The following is a 17,997-nucleotide window of genomic DNA, read 5'->3' as shown; positions in this document are numbered from 1 at the left end:
ACATCGAGGACGGCACACGGCTCCGCTGGCAGTAGCGTTCCGTACATGAGACTCGGTGTCCTCGACGTGGGATCGAACACGGTGCATCTGCTGGTGGTGGACGCACACCCGGGCGCGCGCCCCCTGCCCGCGCACTCGCACAAGGCGGAGCTACGCCTTGCCCAACTCCTCGACGAGGACGGGGCGATCGGCCCCGAAGGAGTCGACAAACTCATAGCCGTCGTCCACGAGGCGCTCCAGGCCGCCGAGGACAAGGGCGTCGAGGAACTGCTCCCGTTCGCCACCTCCGCGGTGCGCGAGGCCAGCAACGCCGACGACGTCCTCGCCCGCGTCCAGGACGAGACCGGCGTCGAGCTGCAGGTCCTCACCGGCGCGGAAGAGGCCCGGCTGACCTTCCTCGCCGTCCGCCGCTGGTTCGGCTGGTCGGCCGGCAAGCTCCTCGTCCTCGACATCGGCGGCGGCTCCCTGGAGATCGCCTACGGCATCGACGAGGAGCCCGACGCCACCGTCTCCCTGCCCCTCGGCGCCGGCCGCCTCACCGCCGGATGGCTCCCCGGCGACCCGCCCACCCCCGACGAGATACGCGCCCTGCGCCGCCACGTCCGGACCGAGATCGCCCGTACGGTCGGCGAGTTCAGCCGCTTCGGCGCCCCCGACCACGTCGTCGCCACCTCCAAGACCTTCAAGCAGCTCGCCCGCATCGGCGGCGCCGCCCGCTCCGCCGAGGGCCTCTACGTCCAGCGCGACCTCAAGCGCGGCGCCCTCGAAAGCTGGGTCCCCAAGCTCGCCGGCATGACCACCGCCCAACGCGCCGCACTCCCCGGTGTCTCCGAAGGCCGCGCCAACCAGCTCCCCGCGGGCGCGCTGGTGGCCGAGGCCGCGATGGATCTGTTCCAGGTGCAGACCCTGGAGATCTGCCCCTGGGCGCTGCGGGAGGGCGTGATCCTGCGGCGGCTTGATCACATGGGCAGTACGGCATAGGTCAGGTGGGGTGCGTGATCGGCTGCGGGTCCGGTGGGAGCTGGTCGCGCAGTTCCCCGCGCCCCTCGGCAGCGTGGGTCGCGCCCGGCGCCTTTAAGGGGCGCGGGGAACTGCGCGAGCAACCACGACGGGTCGGTAGCCGCCCTCGTCGAGTACCTCCAACGGCGCACAGGCGAGAGCACCCTGCACCCGGCCAACCCTCGAGCCCCCGGGCCAAACCGCCGGAGGCACCCCGTAGGCTGTGCGACGTGGCAGACGTCGTGCGGATCCCGAACGCGAAGGTCGCCCTGTCCACGGCCTCCGTGTATCCGGAGTCGACGGCGACGGCCTTCGAGATCGCCGCGCGCCTGGGCTACGACGGCGTGGAGGTCATGGTCTGGACCGACCCGGTCAGCCAGGACCTGGAGGCCCTGCGCCGCCTCTCCGACTACCACCAGATCCCGATCCTCGCCGTGCACGCTCCCTGCCTGCTGATCACCCAGCGGGTCTGGTCCACCGACCCGTGGGTCAAGCTCCAGCGCGCCCAGGCGGCCGCCGAGAAGCTCGGCGCGAGCACGGTCGTCGTGCACCCCCCGTTCCGCTGGCAGCGCCAGTACGCGCGCGACTTCGTCACCGGGATCTGGCGGATGGCGAACGAGACGGACGTACGGTTCGCCGTCGAGAACATGTATCCCTGGCGCTACCGCGACCGCGAGATGCTGGCGTACGCCCCCGACTGGGACGTCACGAAGGACGACTACCGGCACTTCACGATCGACCTCAGCCACGCCGCGACCTCCCGCACCGACGCCCTGGAGATGGTCGACCGCATGGGCGACCGCCTCGGCCATGTGCACATGGCGGACGGCAAGGGATCGGCCAAGGACGAGCACCTCGTCCCCGGCCGCGGCAGCCAGCCCTGCGCCGAGCTGCTGGAACGTCTCGCCCTGAGCGGTTTCGACGGCCACGTCGTCATCGAGGTCAACACCCGCCGCGCCATGTCCGCCGCCGAGCGCGAGGCCGACCTGGCGGAGGCCCTCGCCTTCACCCGGCTGCACCTCGCCTCCGCCGTGCAGGTCCCCCGGCCGTGACTTCGGCCACCCCCCGCCGCCGGGGACGGCCTCCCCGTACGGAATCGGCCGACACCCCCGCCGCCCGCGACCGCATCCTCGCCGCGGCCCGCGAGGAGTTCTCCGAGCGCGGCTACGACAAGACGTCCGTACGCGGCATCGCCAAGGCCGCCGGGGTGGACTCGGCGCTCGTGCACCACTACTTCGGGACGAAGGAGCAGGTGTTCGAGGCCTCCGTCACGGTCGCCTTCGCACCGGCCATGGAGGCCCCGAAGGCCGTGGAGGAGGGTCCCCTCGAAGGCGTCGGCGAGCGGCTGACCCGGTTCGTCTTCGGCGTCTGGGAGAACCCGGCGACCCGTACGCCCCTCCTCGCGATCGTCCGCTCCGCCGTGAACAACGAGACCGCGGCCGCCGTCTTCCGCCGCATCATCGCGACCCAGGTGCTCCGCCGCATCGCGGGCCGCCTGGACGTCCCGGACGCGGAACTACGCGCCGAGCTGGCGGCGGCGCAGCTGGTGGGCGTGGCGATACTGCGGTACGTGATCAAGGTCGAGCCGTTGGCCTCGGCGGACCCGGAGCAGATCATCGAGAGGGTGGCGCCTGTGGTGCAGGCCCACCTGACCGCGCCCCTTTAGGGGCGCGGGGAACTGCGCGGGAAGCCCCACCGGCCCGCAGCCGGAAACCGAGACGGTCGTCCCGCATTCCGGACAATGTGTCCGCCCACTGGATGACGGGCGTAGGCTCGACATCAGTCATCATTCTCCGAAGGAGCGAGGCGAGCGCGATGCCCGAGCTGAGGTCCCGCACAGTCACCCACGGCCGCAACATGGCGGGCGCACGCGCCCTTATGCGCGCCTCCGGTGTACCGGGCGCGGACATCGGCCGCAAGCCGATCATCGCGGTCGCGAACTCCTTCACCGAGTTCGTGCCGGGCCACACCCACCTCCAGCCGGTCGGCCGCATCGTCAGCGAGGCGATCCGCGAGGCCGGCGGCATCCCGCGAGAGTTCAACACGATCGCAGTGGACGACGGCATCGCGATGGGCCACGGCGGCATGCTGTACAGCCTGCCCTCCCGCGACCTGATCGCGGACAGCGTGGAGTACATGGTCGAGGCCCACTGCGCCGACGCCCTGATCTGCATCTCCAACTGCGACAAGATCACCCCGGGCATGCTGAACGCGGCCCTGCGCCTCAACATCCCGACCGTCTTCGTCTCCGGCGGCCCCATGGAGTCCGGCCGGGCCACGCTCGTCGACGGCACGGTCCGCACGCTCGACCTGGTCGACGCGATCTCCGACGCCGTGAACGACAAGATCTCGGACGAGGACATCCTCCGTATCGAGGAGAACGCCTGTCCGACCTGCGGCTCCTGCTCCGGCATGTTCACCGCCAACTCGATGAACTGCCTGACCGAGGCCATCGGCCTCTCCCTCCCGGGCAACGGCTCGGTCCTCGCCACCCACACCGCCCGCAAGGCGCTGTACGAGGACGCCGCCCGTACGGTCATGGACATCACCCGCCGCTACTACGAGCAGGACGACAAGACGGTCCTGCCCCGCTCGATCGCGAACTTCGCGGCCTTCGAGAACGCCATGGCCCTCGACATCGCCATGGGCGGCTCGACCAACACGATCCTGCACCTGCTGGCCGCCGCCCAGGAGGCGGGCGTCCCCTTCGGCCTGGACGAGATCAACGCGGTCTCGCGCCGTGTGCCGTGCCTCGCGAAGGTCGCGCCGAACGTCGCCAAGGACCGCACGTACTACATGGAGGACGTGCACCGCGCCGGCGGCATCCCCGCCCTGCTGGGCGAACTGCACCGCGCGGGCCTGCTCAACGAGGACGTGAACTCCGTCCACAGCGCCTCCCTCGCCGACTGGCTGAAGACCTGGGACGTGCGCGGCGGCTCCCCGTCCCCCAAGGCCGTGGAGCTGTGGCACGCGGCCCCCGGCTGCGTCCGCTCCGCCGAGGCCTTCTCCCAGTCCGAGCGCTGGGATTCCCTGGACGAGGACGCCGAGGGCGGCTGCATCCGCTCCGCCGAGCACGCGTACTCCAAGGACGGCGGTCTGGCGGTGCTGAAGGGCAACCTCGCCGTCGACGGCTGCGTGGTGAAGACGGCCGGCGTCGACGAGTCGATCTGGACGTTCGAGGGCCCGGCGGTCGTCTGCGAGTCGCAGGAAGAGGCCGTCCAGAAGATCCTCATGAAAGAGATCACGGACGGCGACGTCGTCGTCATCCGCTACGAGGGCCCCAAGGGCGGCCCCGGCATGCAGGAGATGCTCTACCCGACCTCGTACCTCAAGGGCCGCGGCCTGGGTAAGACCTGCGCGCTCATCACCGACGGCCGCTTCTCCGGCGGCACCTCCGGCCTCTCCATCGGCCACGCCTCGCCCGAGGCGGCCGGCGGCGGCACGATCGCCCTCGTCGAGGACGGCGACCGCATCCGCATCGACATCCCGAACCGTTCGATCGAGCTGCTGGTCGACGACGCCGAACTGGCCCGCCGCGACCAGGCCCTCAACGGCGTCTACGCCCCGAAGAACCGCGAGCGCAAGGTGTCGGCCGCGCTGAAGGCGTACGCCGCGATGGCCACCAGCGCGGACAAGGGCGCGGTGCGGGATGTCAGCAAGCTGGGCTGAGGTCTTTCGGCGGCTGGACTGAACGGCTGTCAACGAGGGCTGTTCCCGGAGGGGGGCGGCCCTCAGCCGTTCCGTTCCCGGAAGGGCACCCCTCAGCCACGCCGGGCGGCCCTGTCACCAGCTCGCCGGATCGTTCCCGTCCAGCCCGAGCACGGTCCCGTCGGGCGCGCCCGCGCAGACCCGTCCGTCGATGACCACGGGCTCGGGCAGCGCGGCGGTGACCCGGTCCGAGGCTCCGAGCCGCGAGGTCGTCCCGCCACTGAGCCCGCCCTTCCGCGCGCCCACCGCGAGCAGCCGCCCGTCGGACGAGGTGAAGTACACGTGCCGGTCGTCGGCGACCGGTGCCGAAGTCCGCGCCACCTCCGTCTCGGTCCGCCACAGCTGCTTACGGGCGTCCATGTCGACGGCCACCAGCGAACCGCCCAGGCCGCCCAGCAGGTACACGACCCCGCCCCGCACGAGCCCGCGCGCCTCCTGGACCGGCAGGGGCAGCGCGACCCGAACCGTCGCCTCGGCGTCGGGGTCGGGGTCGTACCGGACCACGGCCACCGTGTCGCCGTACGCGCCCCCGAGCGAGGCGAAGAAGAGGGCGCCGTCGTGCGACCCCACCGGCTCCAGGCGGCCCTCCAGCCGGGCGTCCCACCGCACGTCCCCGGTGTCCGGGTCCACCGCGGTGATCCTCGTCCGGGCCCCCGCCCCCTCGCCGGTGACGCTCGCCACGTACGCCAGCGGGTCCCCGTCGAACGACGTGAAGTAGGCCTCCGGCTGCGACGGGATCCGGCCACTCCACCGCGTGTCGCCGGTGGCGCTGTCCACACCGGTGACCGTCCCGCCGGCACCGGTCAGCAGCAGCGTGCCGCCCACGTACCGCTGCCCGCCGTACGCGGCGACGTCCCGCTCCCACCGCACCTCGCCGGAGTCCGGGTCGAGCGCCTGGAGCCGGGCGCCCTCGTCCGTCAGTACGTGCACCAGCCCACCCGACTCGACGGGCGGATCACTCGTGCCCGTCACGCCCACCCCGTCGACGGTGTGCCGCCACAGCACACCGCCGTCCGCCGGATCCAGCGCGGACACCAGCCCCGGCTGCACGCACAACAACTTCCCCGCCCCGTACGAGCACTGCGGCGTCCCGTTCTTCCTGGCCGCCGGCTTGGTGGCCCAGGGCTTGAGGGCGGGAGCGGCGGCCGCGGCCCCACTGGCCCGCGGCGTGGCCGTATCACCGCCGGCCCGTACGCCGTCACCCCCGAGCGCCTGTACGGCCCCGAACCCCGCCCCCGCGACCAGCACCAGCGAGGCGGCGACCAGAACGGCCCGTTTACGCAGCCGCTTTCCGGCCGGGCTCCCGCCCGCGGAGTCGCCACCGAGGCCGTCCCCGCCGGCACCTGGACCCGTCTCCGTCCCCGTGCCCTTGTCCGTGTTCTCGTCGGCGGTCCGGCCAAGGGGCGTCACCCAACTGTCGCCCCGCTCCCTGCGCCCCGCCCGCCCAGAATCGCCCCCTTCTCCCTTCCCCTCCCACTCCGCCCGCTGGGTCGGTATGAAGGTCTGGGTGTCGTACGAGGCGGCCACGGACCGGAGTTCGCGCATCAGCTCGTCCGCCGTGGGCCGGTCCTCGGGCTCCTTGGCGAGGCAGGCGCCGACGAGCGGCGCGAGGTTCGCGGGTACGCCGGTGAGGTCGGGCTCGTCGTGGACGACCTGGTAGGCGACGACGTAAGGGCTGTCGGAGTCGAAGGGCCCGCGCCCGGTGGCCGCGTGCACGGTCACCGACCCGAGGGCGAAGATGTCGGCGGCGGGCCCGACCTCCCGGGGCCGCCGGAACTGCTCGGGAGCCATGAACGGCGGTGTGCCGATCAACTTCCCGGTCTCGGTGCGCAGTTCGCTGTCTTTTGGCCGGGAGATGCCGAAGTCGATGACCTTGGGCCCGTCCTCGGCGAGCAGCACATTGCTGGGCTTGAGATCCCGGTGCACCACACCGGCGCGGTGGATGTCGCGCAGGGCCTCGGCCAGCCCGGCCATGAGCCGCCGCAACTGCCCGGGCGGCATGGGCCCGTTCCGCTTGACGTGCTCGGCGAGGGTCGGACCGGGAATGAAGAGGGTGGCCATCCAGGGCCGGGGGCTGTCGGTGTCGGCGTCGACGACAGGCGCGGTGAAGGCACCGCTCACGCGCCGGGCGGCGGCGACCTCCTGCCTGAACCGCCCCCTGAACTCGGGATCCTTGGCGAACTCGCCATGCACGACTTTCACCGCGAGCCGCAGCCCGGAGGTCGAGGTGGCCAGATGGACGACACCCATGCCACCAGAACCCAGACACGACTCCAGACGGTACTGACCGGCGTACTCGGGAAGTTCCGCTTCCGCTCCCGACCCGGTACCCCGCTGCGGTGCCATGGGTCCACCCCCGTGCTGTTTCGGCCGCTCGCGCGACGCACGGAGCCTAGTCGATGACACGTCCGGGACAGAGGCGGCTTGCTAGCCTCTCCGTGCGAAAAACGTACAGGTGTGCGTGTCCTGATTCAGGGGTATCAACGGGTCCCCATGGCTTTCATGGGGACCAAAACGGGGTTCAAACGGGGGGAGATCAGCCATGTCTGTCGACCAGGTCGAAGAGATCGCGGGGGACGGCGAGGGGGAGCAGACCGCCAAGGCTTCGGCCGAGGCAACGACAACAGCCACGGCCGCGACCGCCACGGCGGCCGTTCGCTACTACTCGGTCGCCCCGGGCGTCCGCCTCAACGTCCGCAGCGGCCCGAGCACCAGCTACCGCATCGTCCGAGTCCTCTCCGAGGGCGCCAGCGTGCCGATCTTCTGCCAGACCCCGGGCCAGACCATCTCCGGCCCCTACGGCACCACCAACATCTGGGACAACATCGACGACGGCGAGTACATCTCCGACGCCTACGTCCACACCGGCAGCGACGGCTACGTGGCCCCACGCTGCGGCTGACACGCCCCTGAACACCGCTGCGGTACCGCCACCGGTATCGGTACCGCAGCGAAGCCGCCCCCATCTGCCGGAGCCATAATCAACCCGTGACCAACAAACCGAAGGAGCCCCGGGGCACACAGGATGCCGGGGGCACGCAGGACACCCGGGGCGCGCGGGGCGCGTGGGGCGCGCAAGACGCCCGGGGTGCCCGAGGCTCGCGGGCCACGCGGGACTCCCACGGCGCGCAGGGCACTCATGAGGCCCGCGGCGCGCAGGACACTCATGGCGCTCATGGCGCGAAGGTCACGCAGGTCACGCAGGACACGCAGGACACCCAGAGGACCCAGGCGACTCCCACGGGCCCGCGCCCCGAACCCATCCGATTCTTCGGGACGACCTGGCTGAACCACGACGGCACCTACACGGCCCGCCGCGCGACCGTCTCCGCCGGCTCGCTCGCCGCCGTGCTCGTCTCCTGCCTGGTGCTGAGCCTGGCCTACGAGGGCTTGCAACTGGCCGCGATCGGCGGCTTCGTCACCATCCTGGTCGTCATCATGTTCGCCACCTGCAGCGCCCTGGCCTTCGGCCACACCTGGAGCTCCTTCACCAAACGCCCCGACCCAGCTCGCCAATCCTCCCTCCGAGGCCTCCTCACCATCGGCTTCCTGGGCTCCCTCACCGCCTACTTCCTCCGCTCCCTACGCGAGGCCCCCGGCGAATCCCTCCACCGCGAGGAATACACCACGGCCCGAGACGAGTACGAGCGCCGCACATCCAAGCGGACGGGCAATCCAGCGAAGCGACGTAGGGCGTAGCCGAGGCGGAGCGCCCGACGTTGACGGGACGCTCCGGCATTTACGAGCCAGTTGATGGGCGAGGTCCTAAGGGGCTATCGGCGTCCGGGGGGCCAGCGGCATCCGAAGGGTTGACGGCGTCCTAGGAGGCAGCGGTGCCCTTGGAGTCGGCGGCGCCCCAGGCTCAGCGGGGCCCCCTGGAGCGGCGGGCCTGAGGGGCGCCGGGCTCAAGGGCCCAGGGCGGAGCGGGCTCAAGGGGTCCGGGGCGGAGCCCCGAAAGGGGCGCGGGGAACTGCGCGACCAGCCCCCACCCACCCGCTGTCGCCACACGACCGCACCCCCCGAACCCTCCCGCGCGCGGGGTCGAAGGGGCGGCAGCCCCTGGGGATGGGAACGGGTAAGGGCGGCGGGGGCGACCCCCTCCCCAACACCACCCCACCACGCGACGATGACCCCCATGACGACCTCCCGCCACCACTCCCCACATCCCTCCCACACCACCCGAGCCCACTCCTCAACACCGCCGCAGCCCAATACGCAGCGAACCGCCCCTCCTACCCACCCACCCTCTTCGACACCATCGAATCCCTCACCCCCCACCCCCTCCCCGGCACCCGAGCCGTAGACGTAGGCGCCGGCACCGGCATATCCACCACCCTCCTCCACACCCGCGGCGCCCACGTCCTAGCCGTGGAACCCGGCCCAGGCATGGCCGCCCAGTTCCGCCGCACCCACCCCCACATCCCCCTCATACGCGGCGACAGCAACGCCCTCCCTCTGGCCACCGCCTCCACCGACCTCCTCACCTACGCCCAGTCCTGGCACTGGACCGACCCCACCCGCTCGGTCCCGGAGGCCCTCCGCGTACTCCGCCCCGGCGGAGCACTCGCCCTCTGGTGGAACACCGACGCCGTCGACATCCCCTGGATCGCCGACGCCACCACCCGCATCCACCACTTCCTCGGCGTCGACCCCGACACCCCGATCGAGAAGAGCGGCTCCGGCGCCCCCGCCGCCCTCGCCGACACCGCCGGCCGCCTGGACTTCACCCGCCACCAGATCCGCTGGAGCCGCGAGGTCTCCCTGGACACCCACCTGGCCAACATCGCCAGCCACTCGGCGTTCCTGGTCCTCGGCGAAGAGGCCACCGCCGAGTTCCTCACCGAGGAGAAAGCCCACCTCCGCAAGCTCTTCCCCACCGAAACCATCGAAGAGACCTACGACGTAGACCTACTACTGGCCATCCGCCCCTGAACCGCGCCCTCCTCAAGCAGCCCCTCTTCAATCAGACCCCCCTCAGGCCCACCCCCCTCAGGCCCACCTTCCTCAAGCCCACCCCCCTCAGGCCCACCCCCCTCAGGCCCACCTTCCTCAGGCCCACCTTCCTCAAGCCCACCCTCCTGAGGCCCACCCTCCTGAACGCCAACCCTCTGAGGGCAGCGACCCTCGTGAGACCGGCCTCCCTCATCCCCCTCACCCGCGCCTCTCCCCTCACCCGCGCCTCTTCCCATCCCCGAGCCCGAGTCCCCCTCCTCGCCCTTCCCCGCCCCTTTCCCCTTCTCCTCCTCCTGATCCACAACCCACCCCGCCCCCCAAGCCTCCATAGCCACCGCACACGCATGATCCACATGCCACAACCCGCTCAACTCCAGCCGCACACCCCGCTCCCGGGGCACCCCTTCCAACGCGTCCAGCAACTTCGGCAACCGCAAGAACGTCGCGTTCCCGATCACCCGCACCACAACCCCCGCATCCCCCCGGTCCTCCGTCTCCACCTGCACATGACTGATGTCCCACGCGGTCTTGGCCACGGCCAACGCGAGCCCCACGAGCACACCCTCGAAGAGATTCCAGGCCACGATCGCCAAGGCGGTCACCCCCAGCACCACCACCTCCCCGCGGTCCCGCCCCCGCCACAACACCCCCAACTCCCGTACGGGCACGAGCCTGCACCCCGCATGCACGAGCAGCCCGGCGAGCGCCGCGACGGGAATCACCCCGAGCACCCCGGGCAGCAGCGCCGCGAACACCAGCAACCACACCCCGGGCAGCACCCGCGAGACCTTCGTCCGCGCCCCCGCCCCCGCCCGCACTCCCCCGGAGGGGACACCCCCAGCCGCACTCCGCACGATCACCGCGGTCATCGGCAACGCCCCGAGCACCCCGCACACCACGTTTCCGGCCCCCTGGGTGACCAACTCCCGGTCGTAGTCGGTCCGCGGCCCGTCATGCAGTTGATCCACGGCCGTCGCACTGAACAACGACTCGGCGGATGCGATCAGCGCGAAGGCGAGAACGGTCCCGACCACCCCCACCTCCGCGAGTAACCCCAGATCATCGACCGACGGCACCCGCACGGCTTCCAGCAGCCCCCGCACCTCGACCCGCCGCACCCCCAGGTCGAACCCCCAGGCCACCAGGGCCGCACCCCCGACGGCCACCAACGGCGCGGGCACGAAACGCACGCCCCACCGCCACCGCGGCCACACCACCAGTACGACAACGGTGGCGCCCCCGACCGCGAGAGCCACGGGATCGACGGCACCGGGCAACGCCCCGAGCCCCACCAGCTTCCCGATCCCCCCACCATCGGGCGCGGCCACATCCCCCAGGGCGTACACCTGCCCCGCCACCAGCACCAGCCCGATCCCGGCGAGCATCCCCTGCACCACGGCCACCGACATGGCCCGAAACCACCGCCCCAGCCGCAACGCCCCCAACCCGAGCTGCACCACCCCGGCCCCGACGACCAGCACACCCAGCGCCTGCACCCCGTACTCCCGTACGGCCTCGTACACCAACACGGTCAACCCGGCCGCCGGCCCACTCACCTGCAGGCTGCTGCCGGGCAACACCCCGACGACCAGCCCGCCGACGATCCCGGTGACCAGCCCCAACTCCGCGGGCACCCCCGAAGCCACCGCGACCCCGACACACAACGGCAACGCCACAAGAAACACCACGACCGAGGCCACCAACTCCCTCCGCCACAACGAGCCCTCGGGCACCCGAAACCGGGACCGAAACCGAGGCCGAGGCCGAGCCCGAGCCCGGGATCGAAAGGGAGACCGGGATCGAAAGGGAGACCGGGATCGAAATGGATTTGAGGCATTACACATGAGAGACACACCTCCGGTAGCCGACGATCGACAGGGGTGCCCGACAGAAGATGCGCAGTCCCGAGCCTGGGGACGAACCCGACGGTGATCACGAAGAACTCACAGCGGGAGACACATCACCCGGGCGACATCGCGCGGCCAACGACAGCGACCACGCTCCGCAACCAATTGTCACCCAAAGCGAGCAAAGCCTGTACCCCTTCTCGCGATCACCGCCCCACAGCAGAAGCGCGCACCCCCGGAACCTCACCTTCCGATCACCCCACCGAGCGCCCGCGCCCCTCTTCACTCCCCTCGCGCCACCCAGCACCTCCGCCCACCCGACCCCCGCATCAGGGGCACATGAAGCCTCGCGACCACGACAACGAACCCACCCCGCCCCCATCCCTTGACGCCTCCATCCACCCCGAGCATTATTCATCGCATGATGAATTATTCTTCGGAGGAACCCCCACCCCAACCCCCCGCCTCCGCCGTCCCGCCTCCCATCCCCGCCATCCACGCCCAGGACCTCACCGTCACCCGAGGCCCCCGCACGGTCCTCCGCAACCTCGACTTCGCCGTCCCCCAGGGCCAGATCACCGGCCTCCTCGGCCCCTCCGGCTGCGGCAAATCCACCCTGATGCGAGCGATCGTCGGAACCCAGGCCAAGGTCACCGGCACCCTCAACGTCCTCGGCCACCCCGCAGGCGACGCCACCCTGCGCTCCCGCATCGGCTACGTCACCCAGGCCCCCTCCGTCTACGACGACCTGACGGTCCGCCAGAACCTCGCCTACTTCGCCGCGATCCTCGACCCCGGCCGCACCGCCGCCGACCGCCGCCACGAGAACGTCACCCGGGCCATCGCCGACGTGGACCTCACCACCCACGCCGACGCCCTCGCCGGCAACCTCTCCGGCGGCCAACGCAGCCGCGGCTCCCTGGCCGTGGCCCTTCTCGGCACCCCCGAACTCCTGGTCCTCGACGAGCCCACCGTCGGCCTGGACCCCGTCCTCCGCCGCGAACTCTGGAATCTCTTCCACACCATCGCGGCCGAGCGCCGGGCGACCCTGCTGATCTCCTCCCACGTCATGGACGAGGCCGAGCGCTGCCACCGCCTCCTCCTCATGCGCGAGGGCGAGATCCTCGCCGACGACACCCCCGAGGCCCTCCGCACCCGCACCCACTCGGAAACAGTCGAAGCGGCCTTTCTCCGCCTGGTCGACGAGGCCACCGCAACCGCAACCGCGACCGGGACCGACGCACACCAGAAGGAGCCGGCGCGATGACCACGACGACGAACGCCGACACGACGACGAAGACGACCGCGTCCACCGCCCCCAAGAGCCCTCGCCCCAGGGCACTCAACTACTCCCGTACGACGGCCACAGCCGCCCGAGTCCTCCGCCAGCTCGGCCACGACCCCCGCACGATCGCCCTGCTGGTCCTCATCCCGTGCGTGATGCTGTTCCTGCTCCGCTACGTCTTCGACGGCAGCCCACGCGTCTTCGACTCCATCGGCGCCTCACTCCTCGGCATCTTCCCGCTGATCACGATGTTCCTGGTGACGTCGATCGCGACCCTGCGTGAACGCACCTCCGGCACCCTGGAACGCCTCCTCTCCATGCCCCTCGGCAAGGGAGACCTCATCGCCGGCTACGCCCTGGCCTTCGGCACGCTGGCGATCATCCAGTCCACCCTCGCCACGGGTCTGGCCGTCTGGTTCCTCGACCTCGACGTCACCGGCTCGCCCTGGCTCCTGCTGGTCGTCGCCCTCCTCGACGCACTGCTGGGCACCGCCCTCGGCCTCTTCGTCTCGGCCTTCGCCTCCTCCGAGTACCAGGCCGTCCAGTTCATGCCGGCCGTGATCTTCCCCCAACTCCTCCTCTGCGGCCTCTTCACACCCCGCCCCGACATGCACCCCGCCCTGGAAGTCATCTCCAACGTCCTCCCCATGTCCTACGCCGTCGACGGCATGAACGAAGTCCTCCTCCACACCGACATGACCACCCACTTCGTGCGAGACATCGCCATCGTCGCCAGCTGCGCCCTCCTGGTCCTGACCCTGGGAGCAGCAACCCTGAAGCGCCGAACGACATAGCTCCGCCTACCGAGCGCTCACCCACCCGACGTCCCGCCCACCGGACACCCCAGCCGAACCCCCACCCCCAGTGCGAGGATGGCCCCAGGACGACGCACCCCGGAGGGCACCCGCACCATGACCCAGAAAGTCGCAGTCCTCGGCACCGGCAAGATCGGCGAGGCCCTGCTCAGCGGCATGATCCGAGCCGGCTGGGCGCCCACCGACCTCCTGGTCACCGCCCGCCGTCCCGAACGCGCCGAAGAGCTCCGCACCCGCTACGGCGTCACCCCGGTCACCAACGCCGAGGCCGCGAAGACCGCCGACACGCTGATCCTGACGGTCAAGCCCCAGGACATGGCCACCCTCCTCGACGAACTCGCTCCGCACACTCCCGCCGACCGCCTGGTCGTCAGCGGCGCGGCGGGCATCCCCACCTCCTTCTTCGAGGAGCGCCTGGCCGCAGGCACCCCTGTCGTCCGTGTCATGACGAACACCCCCGCCCTCGTCGACGAGGCCATGTCCGTGATCTCCGCCGGCAGCCACGCGAGCGAGGCCGATCTCGCGCACGCCGAGGAGATCTTCGGCGCCGTAGGCAAGACCCTCCGCGTCCCTGAATCCCAGCAGGACGCCTGCACCGCCCTCTCCGGCTCGGGCCCGGCGTACTTCTTCTATCTGGTCGAAGCCATGACCGACGCGGGCATCCTCCTCGGCCTGCCCCGCGACAAGGCCCACGACCTCATCGTCCAGTCCGCCATCGGCGCGGCCACGATGCTCCGCGACAGCGGCGAACACCCCGTCAAGCTCCGCGAGAACGTCACCTCTCCCGCCGGCACGACGATCAGCGCCATCCGCGAACTCGAGAACCACGGTGTACGCGCCGCACTGATCGCCGCGCTGGAGGCAGCCCGCGACCGCAGCCGCGCACTGGCATCCGGCAACAACAGCTGACGCCGCCCGCGGTCAACCGGCCAGAAGACCGATCGCCCGATACGCCTCATCCACTCTCGGTCGAGCCATCTTTCTGGCCTTCTCCGCACCCAACCGCAGCACCCCCTCCACATACGCAGGATCGGCGCACAACTCCTTGTGCCTCTCCTGTACGGGCCTGAGGAGCTCGACCACGGCCTCTGCGGTGTCCTTCTTCAGTGCTCCGTACGATTCATATACACCGCTCAGGTCCTCGGGGTTCCCACCCGAACACGCAGCGAGGATCTCCAGCAGATTCGCGAGCCCCGGCCGCTTCTCCCGGTCGTAGACGACGTCCCGCCCACTGTCGGTCACGGCCCGCATGACCTTCTTCCGCACCACATCCGGCTCGTCCAGCAGATAGACGATCCCGGGCCCGACGTCGTCCGTCTTCCCCATCTTCGAAGTCGGCTCCTGCAGGTTCATCACCCGGGCCCCCACTTTCGGCGACGTGGCCCGCGGTACCACGAACGTCTGCCCGTAGCGCTGGTTGAACCGCACCGCCAGATCCCGCGTCAGCTCCACATGCTGCGTCTGGTCGTCACCGACCGGCACCTCATCGGTCCCGTACGCCAGGATGTCCGCCGCCATCAGCACGGGATACGTCAGCAACGACAGCCGAACACTCCCGCCCCGCTCCCGCTCCCGCGCCGCCTTCTCCTTGTACTGGATCATCCGCCGCATCTCGCCGTCCGTGGCCACGCACTCCAGCAGATACGACAACCGCGCGTGCTCATCCACCTGACTCTGTACGAAGACGGTGCACAGCTCCGGATCCAGCCCAGACGCCAGCAACAACGTCGCCGCCTGCCGACTGAGCCTGCGCACCCGCGCCGGATCGTGATCCACGGTCAGCGCATGCAGATCCACGACGCAGAACAGGGCGTCCGTACGGTGCTGGTCGACCTCAGCCCACCGCCGTACGGCTCCCAGGTAGTTCCCGAGCGTCAGATGCCCTGTCGGCTTGATCCCGCTGAAGACCCGTGTCATCTCTCCACCTCCTGGCCAGGACCGCCGCCACCGGCCGGCCGCCCCTCAGGAGGGAGATACGAGAACGGCCGCCGAGGCGGCGGCCGTCGAGTGCATACGTGAGCACGGCCGCCGTCAGGCGGCCCACCACTGCTGGTGACACGTACGCGTAGTCATGGGGGTCAGGCTACGCCTCAGGGGGATCGGCCGACAGCGAGTTGACACACCCCGAGCAGGTACGTAGTGTTCTCCGGGTTGTCCGACGTGAGCGCCGACCTCGGTCGGTCCCCGGACAGCCATTCCGCAGTAACCACCAACAATCGACGATCCGTCGTCGTGTCGTTGGTATGCGTATTTGCGAAATGAGGAATCCGCGTTCGAAAGGACGCGGCCCCCGATTAGCTCGGGAGCCGGGAATCCGCTAAAGTCTCACTCGTCGGAACGGCCCAACAGCCGGGAAGACAACCCCCCCGCTGACTGGGAATCAGGCCCGAAAGGATCTGATAGAGTCGGAACCGCCGGAAAGGGAAACGCGGAAGCGGAAACCTGGAAAGCACCGAGGAAATCGGATCGGAAAACGATCTGATAGAGTCGGAAACGCAAGACCGAAGGGAAGCGCCCGGAGGAAAGTCCGAGAAGTTGCTCGGGTGAGTACAAAGGAAGCGTCCGTTCCTTGAGAACTCAACAGCGTGCCAAAAATCAACGCCAGATATGTTGATACCCCGTTCCCGGCCATGTGGTTGGGGCGAGGTTCCTTTGAAAAAACACAGCGAGGACGCTGTGAACGGCCGGGCTTATTCCGCCTGGTTGTTCCGCTCTCGTGATGTGTGCACCCGATTACGGGTAAACATTCACGGAGAGTTTGATCCTGGCTCAGGACGAACGCTGGCGGCGTGCTTAACACATGCAAGTCGAACGATGAACCACTTCGGTGGGGATTAGTGGCGAACGGGTGAGTAACACGTGGGCAATCTGCCCTTCACTCTGGGACAAGCCCTGGAAACGGGGTCTAATACCGGATACAACCACCGGCCGCATGGCCTGGTGGTGGAAAGCTCCGGCGGTGAAGGATGAGCCCGCGGCCTATCAGCTTGTTGGTGAGGTAACGGCTCACCAAGGCGACGACGGGTAGCCGGCCTGAGAGGGCGACCGGCCACACTGGGACTGAGACACGGCCCAGACTCCTACGGGAGGCAGCAGTGGGGAATATTGCACAATGGGCGAAAGCCTGATGCAGCGACGCCGCGTGAGGGATGACGGCCTTCGGGTTGTAAACCTCTTTCAGCAGGGAAGAAGCGAAAGTGACGGTACCTGCAGAAGAAGCGCCGGCTAACTACGTGCCAGCAGCCGCGGTAATACGTAGGGCGCGAGCGTTGTCCGGAATTATTGGGCGTAAAGAGCTCGTAGGCGGTCTGTCGCGTCGGATGTGAAAGCCCGGGGCTTAACCCCGGGTCTGCATTCGATACGGGCAGACTAGAGTGTGGTAGGGGAGATCGGAATTCCTGGTGTAGCGGTGAAATGCGCAGATATCAGGAGGAACACCGGTGGCGAAGGCGGATCTCTGGGCCATTACTGACGCTGAGGAGCGAAAGCGTGGGGAGCGAACAGGATTAGATACCCTGGTAGTCCACGCCGTAAACGGTGGGAACTAGGTGTTGGCGACATTCCACGTCGTCGGTGCCGCAGCTAACGCATTAAGTTCCCCGCCTGGGGAGTACGGCCGCAAGGCTAAAACTCAAAGGAATTGACGGGGGCCCGCACAAGCAGCGGAGCATGTGGCTTAATTCGACGCAACGCGAAGAACCTTACCAAGGCTTGACATACACCGGAAACGGCCAGAGATGGTCGCCCCCTTGTGGTCGGTGTACAGGTGGTGCATGGCTGTCGTCAGCTCGTGTCGTGAGATGTTGGGTTAAGTCCCGCAACGAGCGCAACCCTTGTTCTGTGTTGCCAGCATGCCTTTCGGGGTGATGGGGACTCACAGGAGACTGCCGGGGTCAACTCGGAGGAAGGTGGGGACGACGTCAAGTCATCATGCCCCTTATGTCTTGGGCTGCACACGTGCTACAATGGCAGGTACAATGAGCTGCGAAGCCGTGAGGCGGAGCGAATCTCAAAAAGCCTGTCTCAGTTCGGATTGGGGTCTGCAACTCGACCCCATGAAGTCGGAGTTGCTAGTAATCGCAGATCAGCAGTGCTGCGGTGAATACGTTCCCGGGCCTTGTACACACCGCCCGTCACGTCACGAAAGTCGGTAACACCCGAAGCCGGTGGCCCAACCCGTAAGGGAGGGAGCTGTCGAAGGTGGGACTGGCGATTGGGACGAAGTCGTAACAAGGTAGCCGTACCGGAAGGTGCGGCTGGATCACCTCCTTTCTAAGGAGCATCTAGGCCGTCGAGCTTGCTCGGTGGTCCAGGGCCACAACGCAGGCGAATGTTCTGCGGTGGTTGCTCAAGGGTGGAACGTTGATTATTCGGCACACTCGGTCTTCTC

12 protein-coding genes, 1 rRNA gene and 1 pseudogene are annotated in these 17,997 nt (G+C 69.2%); 11 read left to right on the top strand and 3 right to left on the bottom strand.

Features of this window, described 5'->3' with window-relative positions; all coding sequences use genetic code 11:
• Nucleotides 1-45: 45 nt before the first annotated feature.
• From JIX56_RS18650 to ilvD, 4 genes are all read left to right on the top strand, one after another.
• Complete coding sequence (locus JIX56_RS18650) at nt 46-981, top strand: Ppx/GppA phosphatase family protein (protein ID WP_257542144.1); 936 nt, start codon at nt 46-48, stop codon at nt 979-981.
• 248 nt (nt 982-1,229) lie between these two features.
• Nucleotides 1,230-2,051: a sugar phosphate isomerase/epimerase family protein gene (locus JIX56_RS18645; RefSeq protein WP_257542143.1), complete on the top strand. Its 822-nt coding sequence runs from the start codon at nt 1,230-1,232 to the stop codon at nt 2,049-2,051.
• A complete protein-coding gene (locus JIX56_RS18640) occupies nt 2,048-2,665 on the top strand; it encodes a TetR/AcrR family transcriptional regulator (protein ID WP_257542142.1) in 618 nt (205 codons plus the stop codon). Before JIX56_RS18645 ends, JIX56_RS18640 begins: the two co-directional genes overlap by 4 nt.
• Before the next feature lie 149 nt (nt 2,666-2,814).
• A complete protein-coding gene (ilvD, locus tag JIX56_RS18635; RefSeq protein WP_257542141.1) occupies nt 2,815-4,668 on the top strand; it encodes a dihydroxy-acid dehydratase in 1,854 nt (617 codons plus the stop codon).
• Nucleotides 4,669-4,782: 114 nt separating this feature from the next.
• On the opposite strand, the gene JIX56_RS18630 is transcribed toward ilvD, so the two are convergent.
• Nucleotides 4,783-7,053 (bottom strand): protein kinase domain-containing protein, encoded by a 2,271-nt coding sequence (locus tag JIX56_RS18630; RefSeq protein ID WP_257542140.1) that lies wholly within the window; start codon nt 7,051-7,053, stop codon nt 4,783-4,785.
• A 196-nt stretch (nt 7,054-7,249) separates the two neighbouring features.
• Here JIX56_RS18630 and JIX56_RS18625 point away from each other — a divergent pair, with 196 nt between their 5' ends.
• The 3 genes and pseudogenes from JIX56_RS18625 to JIX56_RS18615 all read left to right on the top strand — a co-directional run bounded on the left by JIX56_RS18625 (nt 7,250) and on the right by JIX56_RS18615 (nt 9,639).
• A complete protein-coding gene (locus JIX56_RS18625; RefSeq protein ID WP_257542139.1) occupies nt 7,250-7,609 on the top strand; it encodes an SH3 domain-containing protein in 360 nt (119 codons plus the stop codon).
• Between the two features lie 359 nt (nt 7,610-7,968).
• The gene (locus tag JIX56_RS18620; RefSeq protein ID WP_257550963.1) at nt 7,969-8,406 is read left to right on the top strand and encodes an EamA/RhaT family transporter; all 438 of its coding nucleotides are present in this window, start codon (nt 7,969-7,971) and stop codon (nt 8,404-8,406) included.
• 436 nt (nt 8,407-8,842) lie between these two features.
• Nucleotides 8,843-9,639 (top strand): annotated as a pseudogene (locus JIX56_RS18615) (class I SAM-dependent methyltransferase).
• Here the strand turns inward: JIX56_RS18615 and JIX56_RS18610 are convergent.
• A complete protein-coding gene (locus JIX56_RS18610; RefSeq protein WP_257550961.1) occupies nt 9,603-11,504 on the bottom strand; it encodes a SulP family inorganic anion transporter in 1,902 nt (633 codons plus the stop codon). The pseudogene JIX56_RS18615 and the gene JIX56_RS18610 sit on opposite strands and share 37 nt — an antisense overlap.
• A gap of 424 nt (nt 11,505-11,928) precedes the next feature.
• Between JIX56_RS18610 and JIX56_RS18605 the strand changes: the two genes are divergently transcribed.
• The 3 genes from JIX56_RS18605 (at nt 11,929) to proC (ending at nt 14,516) form a co-directional block, all read left to right on the top strand.
• On the top strand, nt 11,929-12,774 hold the full coding sequence (locus JIX56_RS18605; RefSeq protein ID WP_257542138.1) for an ABC transporter ATP-binding protein: 846 nt from the start codon (nt 11,929-11,931) through the stop codon (nt 12,772-12,774).
• Nucleotides 12,771-13,586 (top strand): ABC transporter permease, encoded by an 816-nt coding sequence (locus tag JIX56_RS18600; protein WP_257542137.1) that lies wholly within the window; start codon nt 12,771-12,773, stop codon nt 13,584-13,586. Before JIX56_RS18605 ends, JIX56_RS18600 begins: the two co-directional genes overlap by 4 nt.
• A gap of 117 nt (nt 13,587-13,703) precedes the next feature.
• Nucleotides 13,704-14,516, top strand: coding sequence for a pyrroline-5-carboxylate reductase (gene proC, locus JIX56_RS18595; protein ID WP_257542136.1), 813 nt, complete (start codon nt 13,704-13,706; stop codon nt 14,514-14,516).
• Between the two features lie 12 nt (nt 14,517-14,528).
• Here proC and trpS read toward each other — a convergent pair whose 3' ends face one another.
• On the bottom strand, nt 14,529-15,524 hold the full coding sequence (trpS, locus tag JIX56_RS18590) for a tryptophan--tRNA ligase (protein ID WP_257542134.1): 996 nt from the start codon (nt 15,522-15,524) through the stop codon (nt 14,529-14,531).
• Nucleotides 15,525-16,353: 829 nt separating this feature from the next.
• On the opposite strand from trpS, the gene JIX56_RS18585 reads away from it, so the two are divergent.
• Nucleotides 16,354-17,879: ribosomal RNA gene (locus tag JIX56_RS18585) — 16S ribosomal RNA — on the top strand.
• The last annotated feature ends 118 nt before the right edge of the window (nt 17,880-17,997 follow it).

This window comes from Streptomyces sp. CA-210063 (assembly GCF_024612015.1).
Classification (GTDB): domain Bacteria; phylum Actinomycetota; class Actinomycetes; order Streptomycetales; family Streptomycetaceae; genus Streptomyces.
Note: the sequence above shows the minus strand (reverse complement) of the source record. Positions and strands in the feature narration are given on the sequence as shown.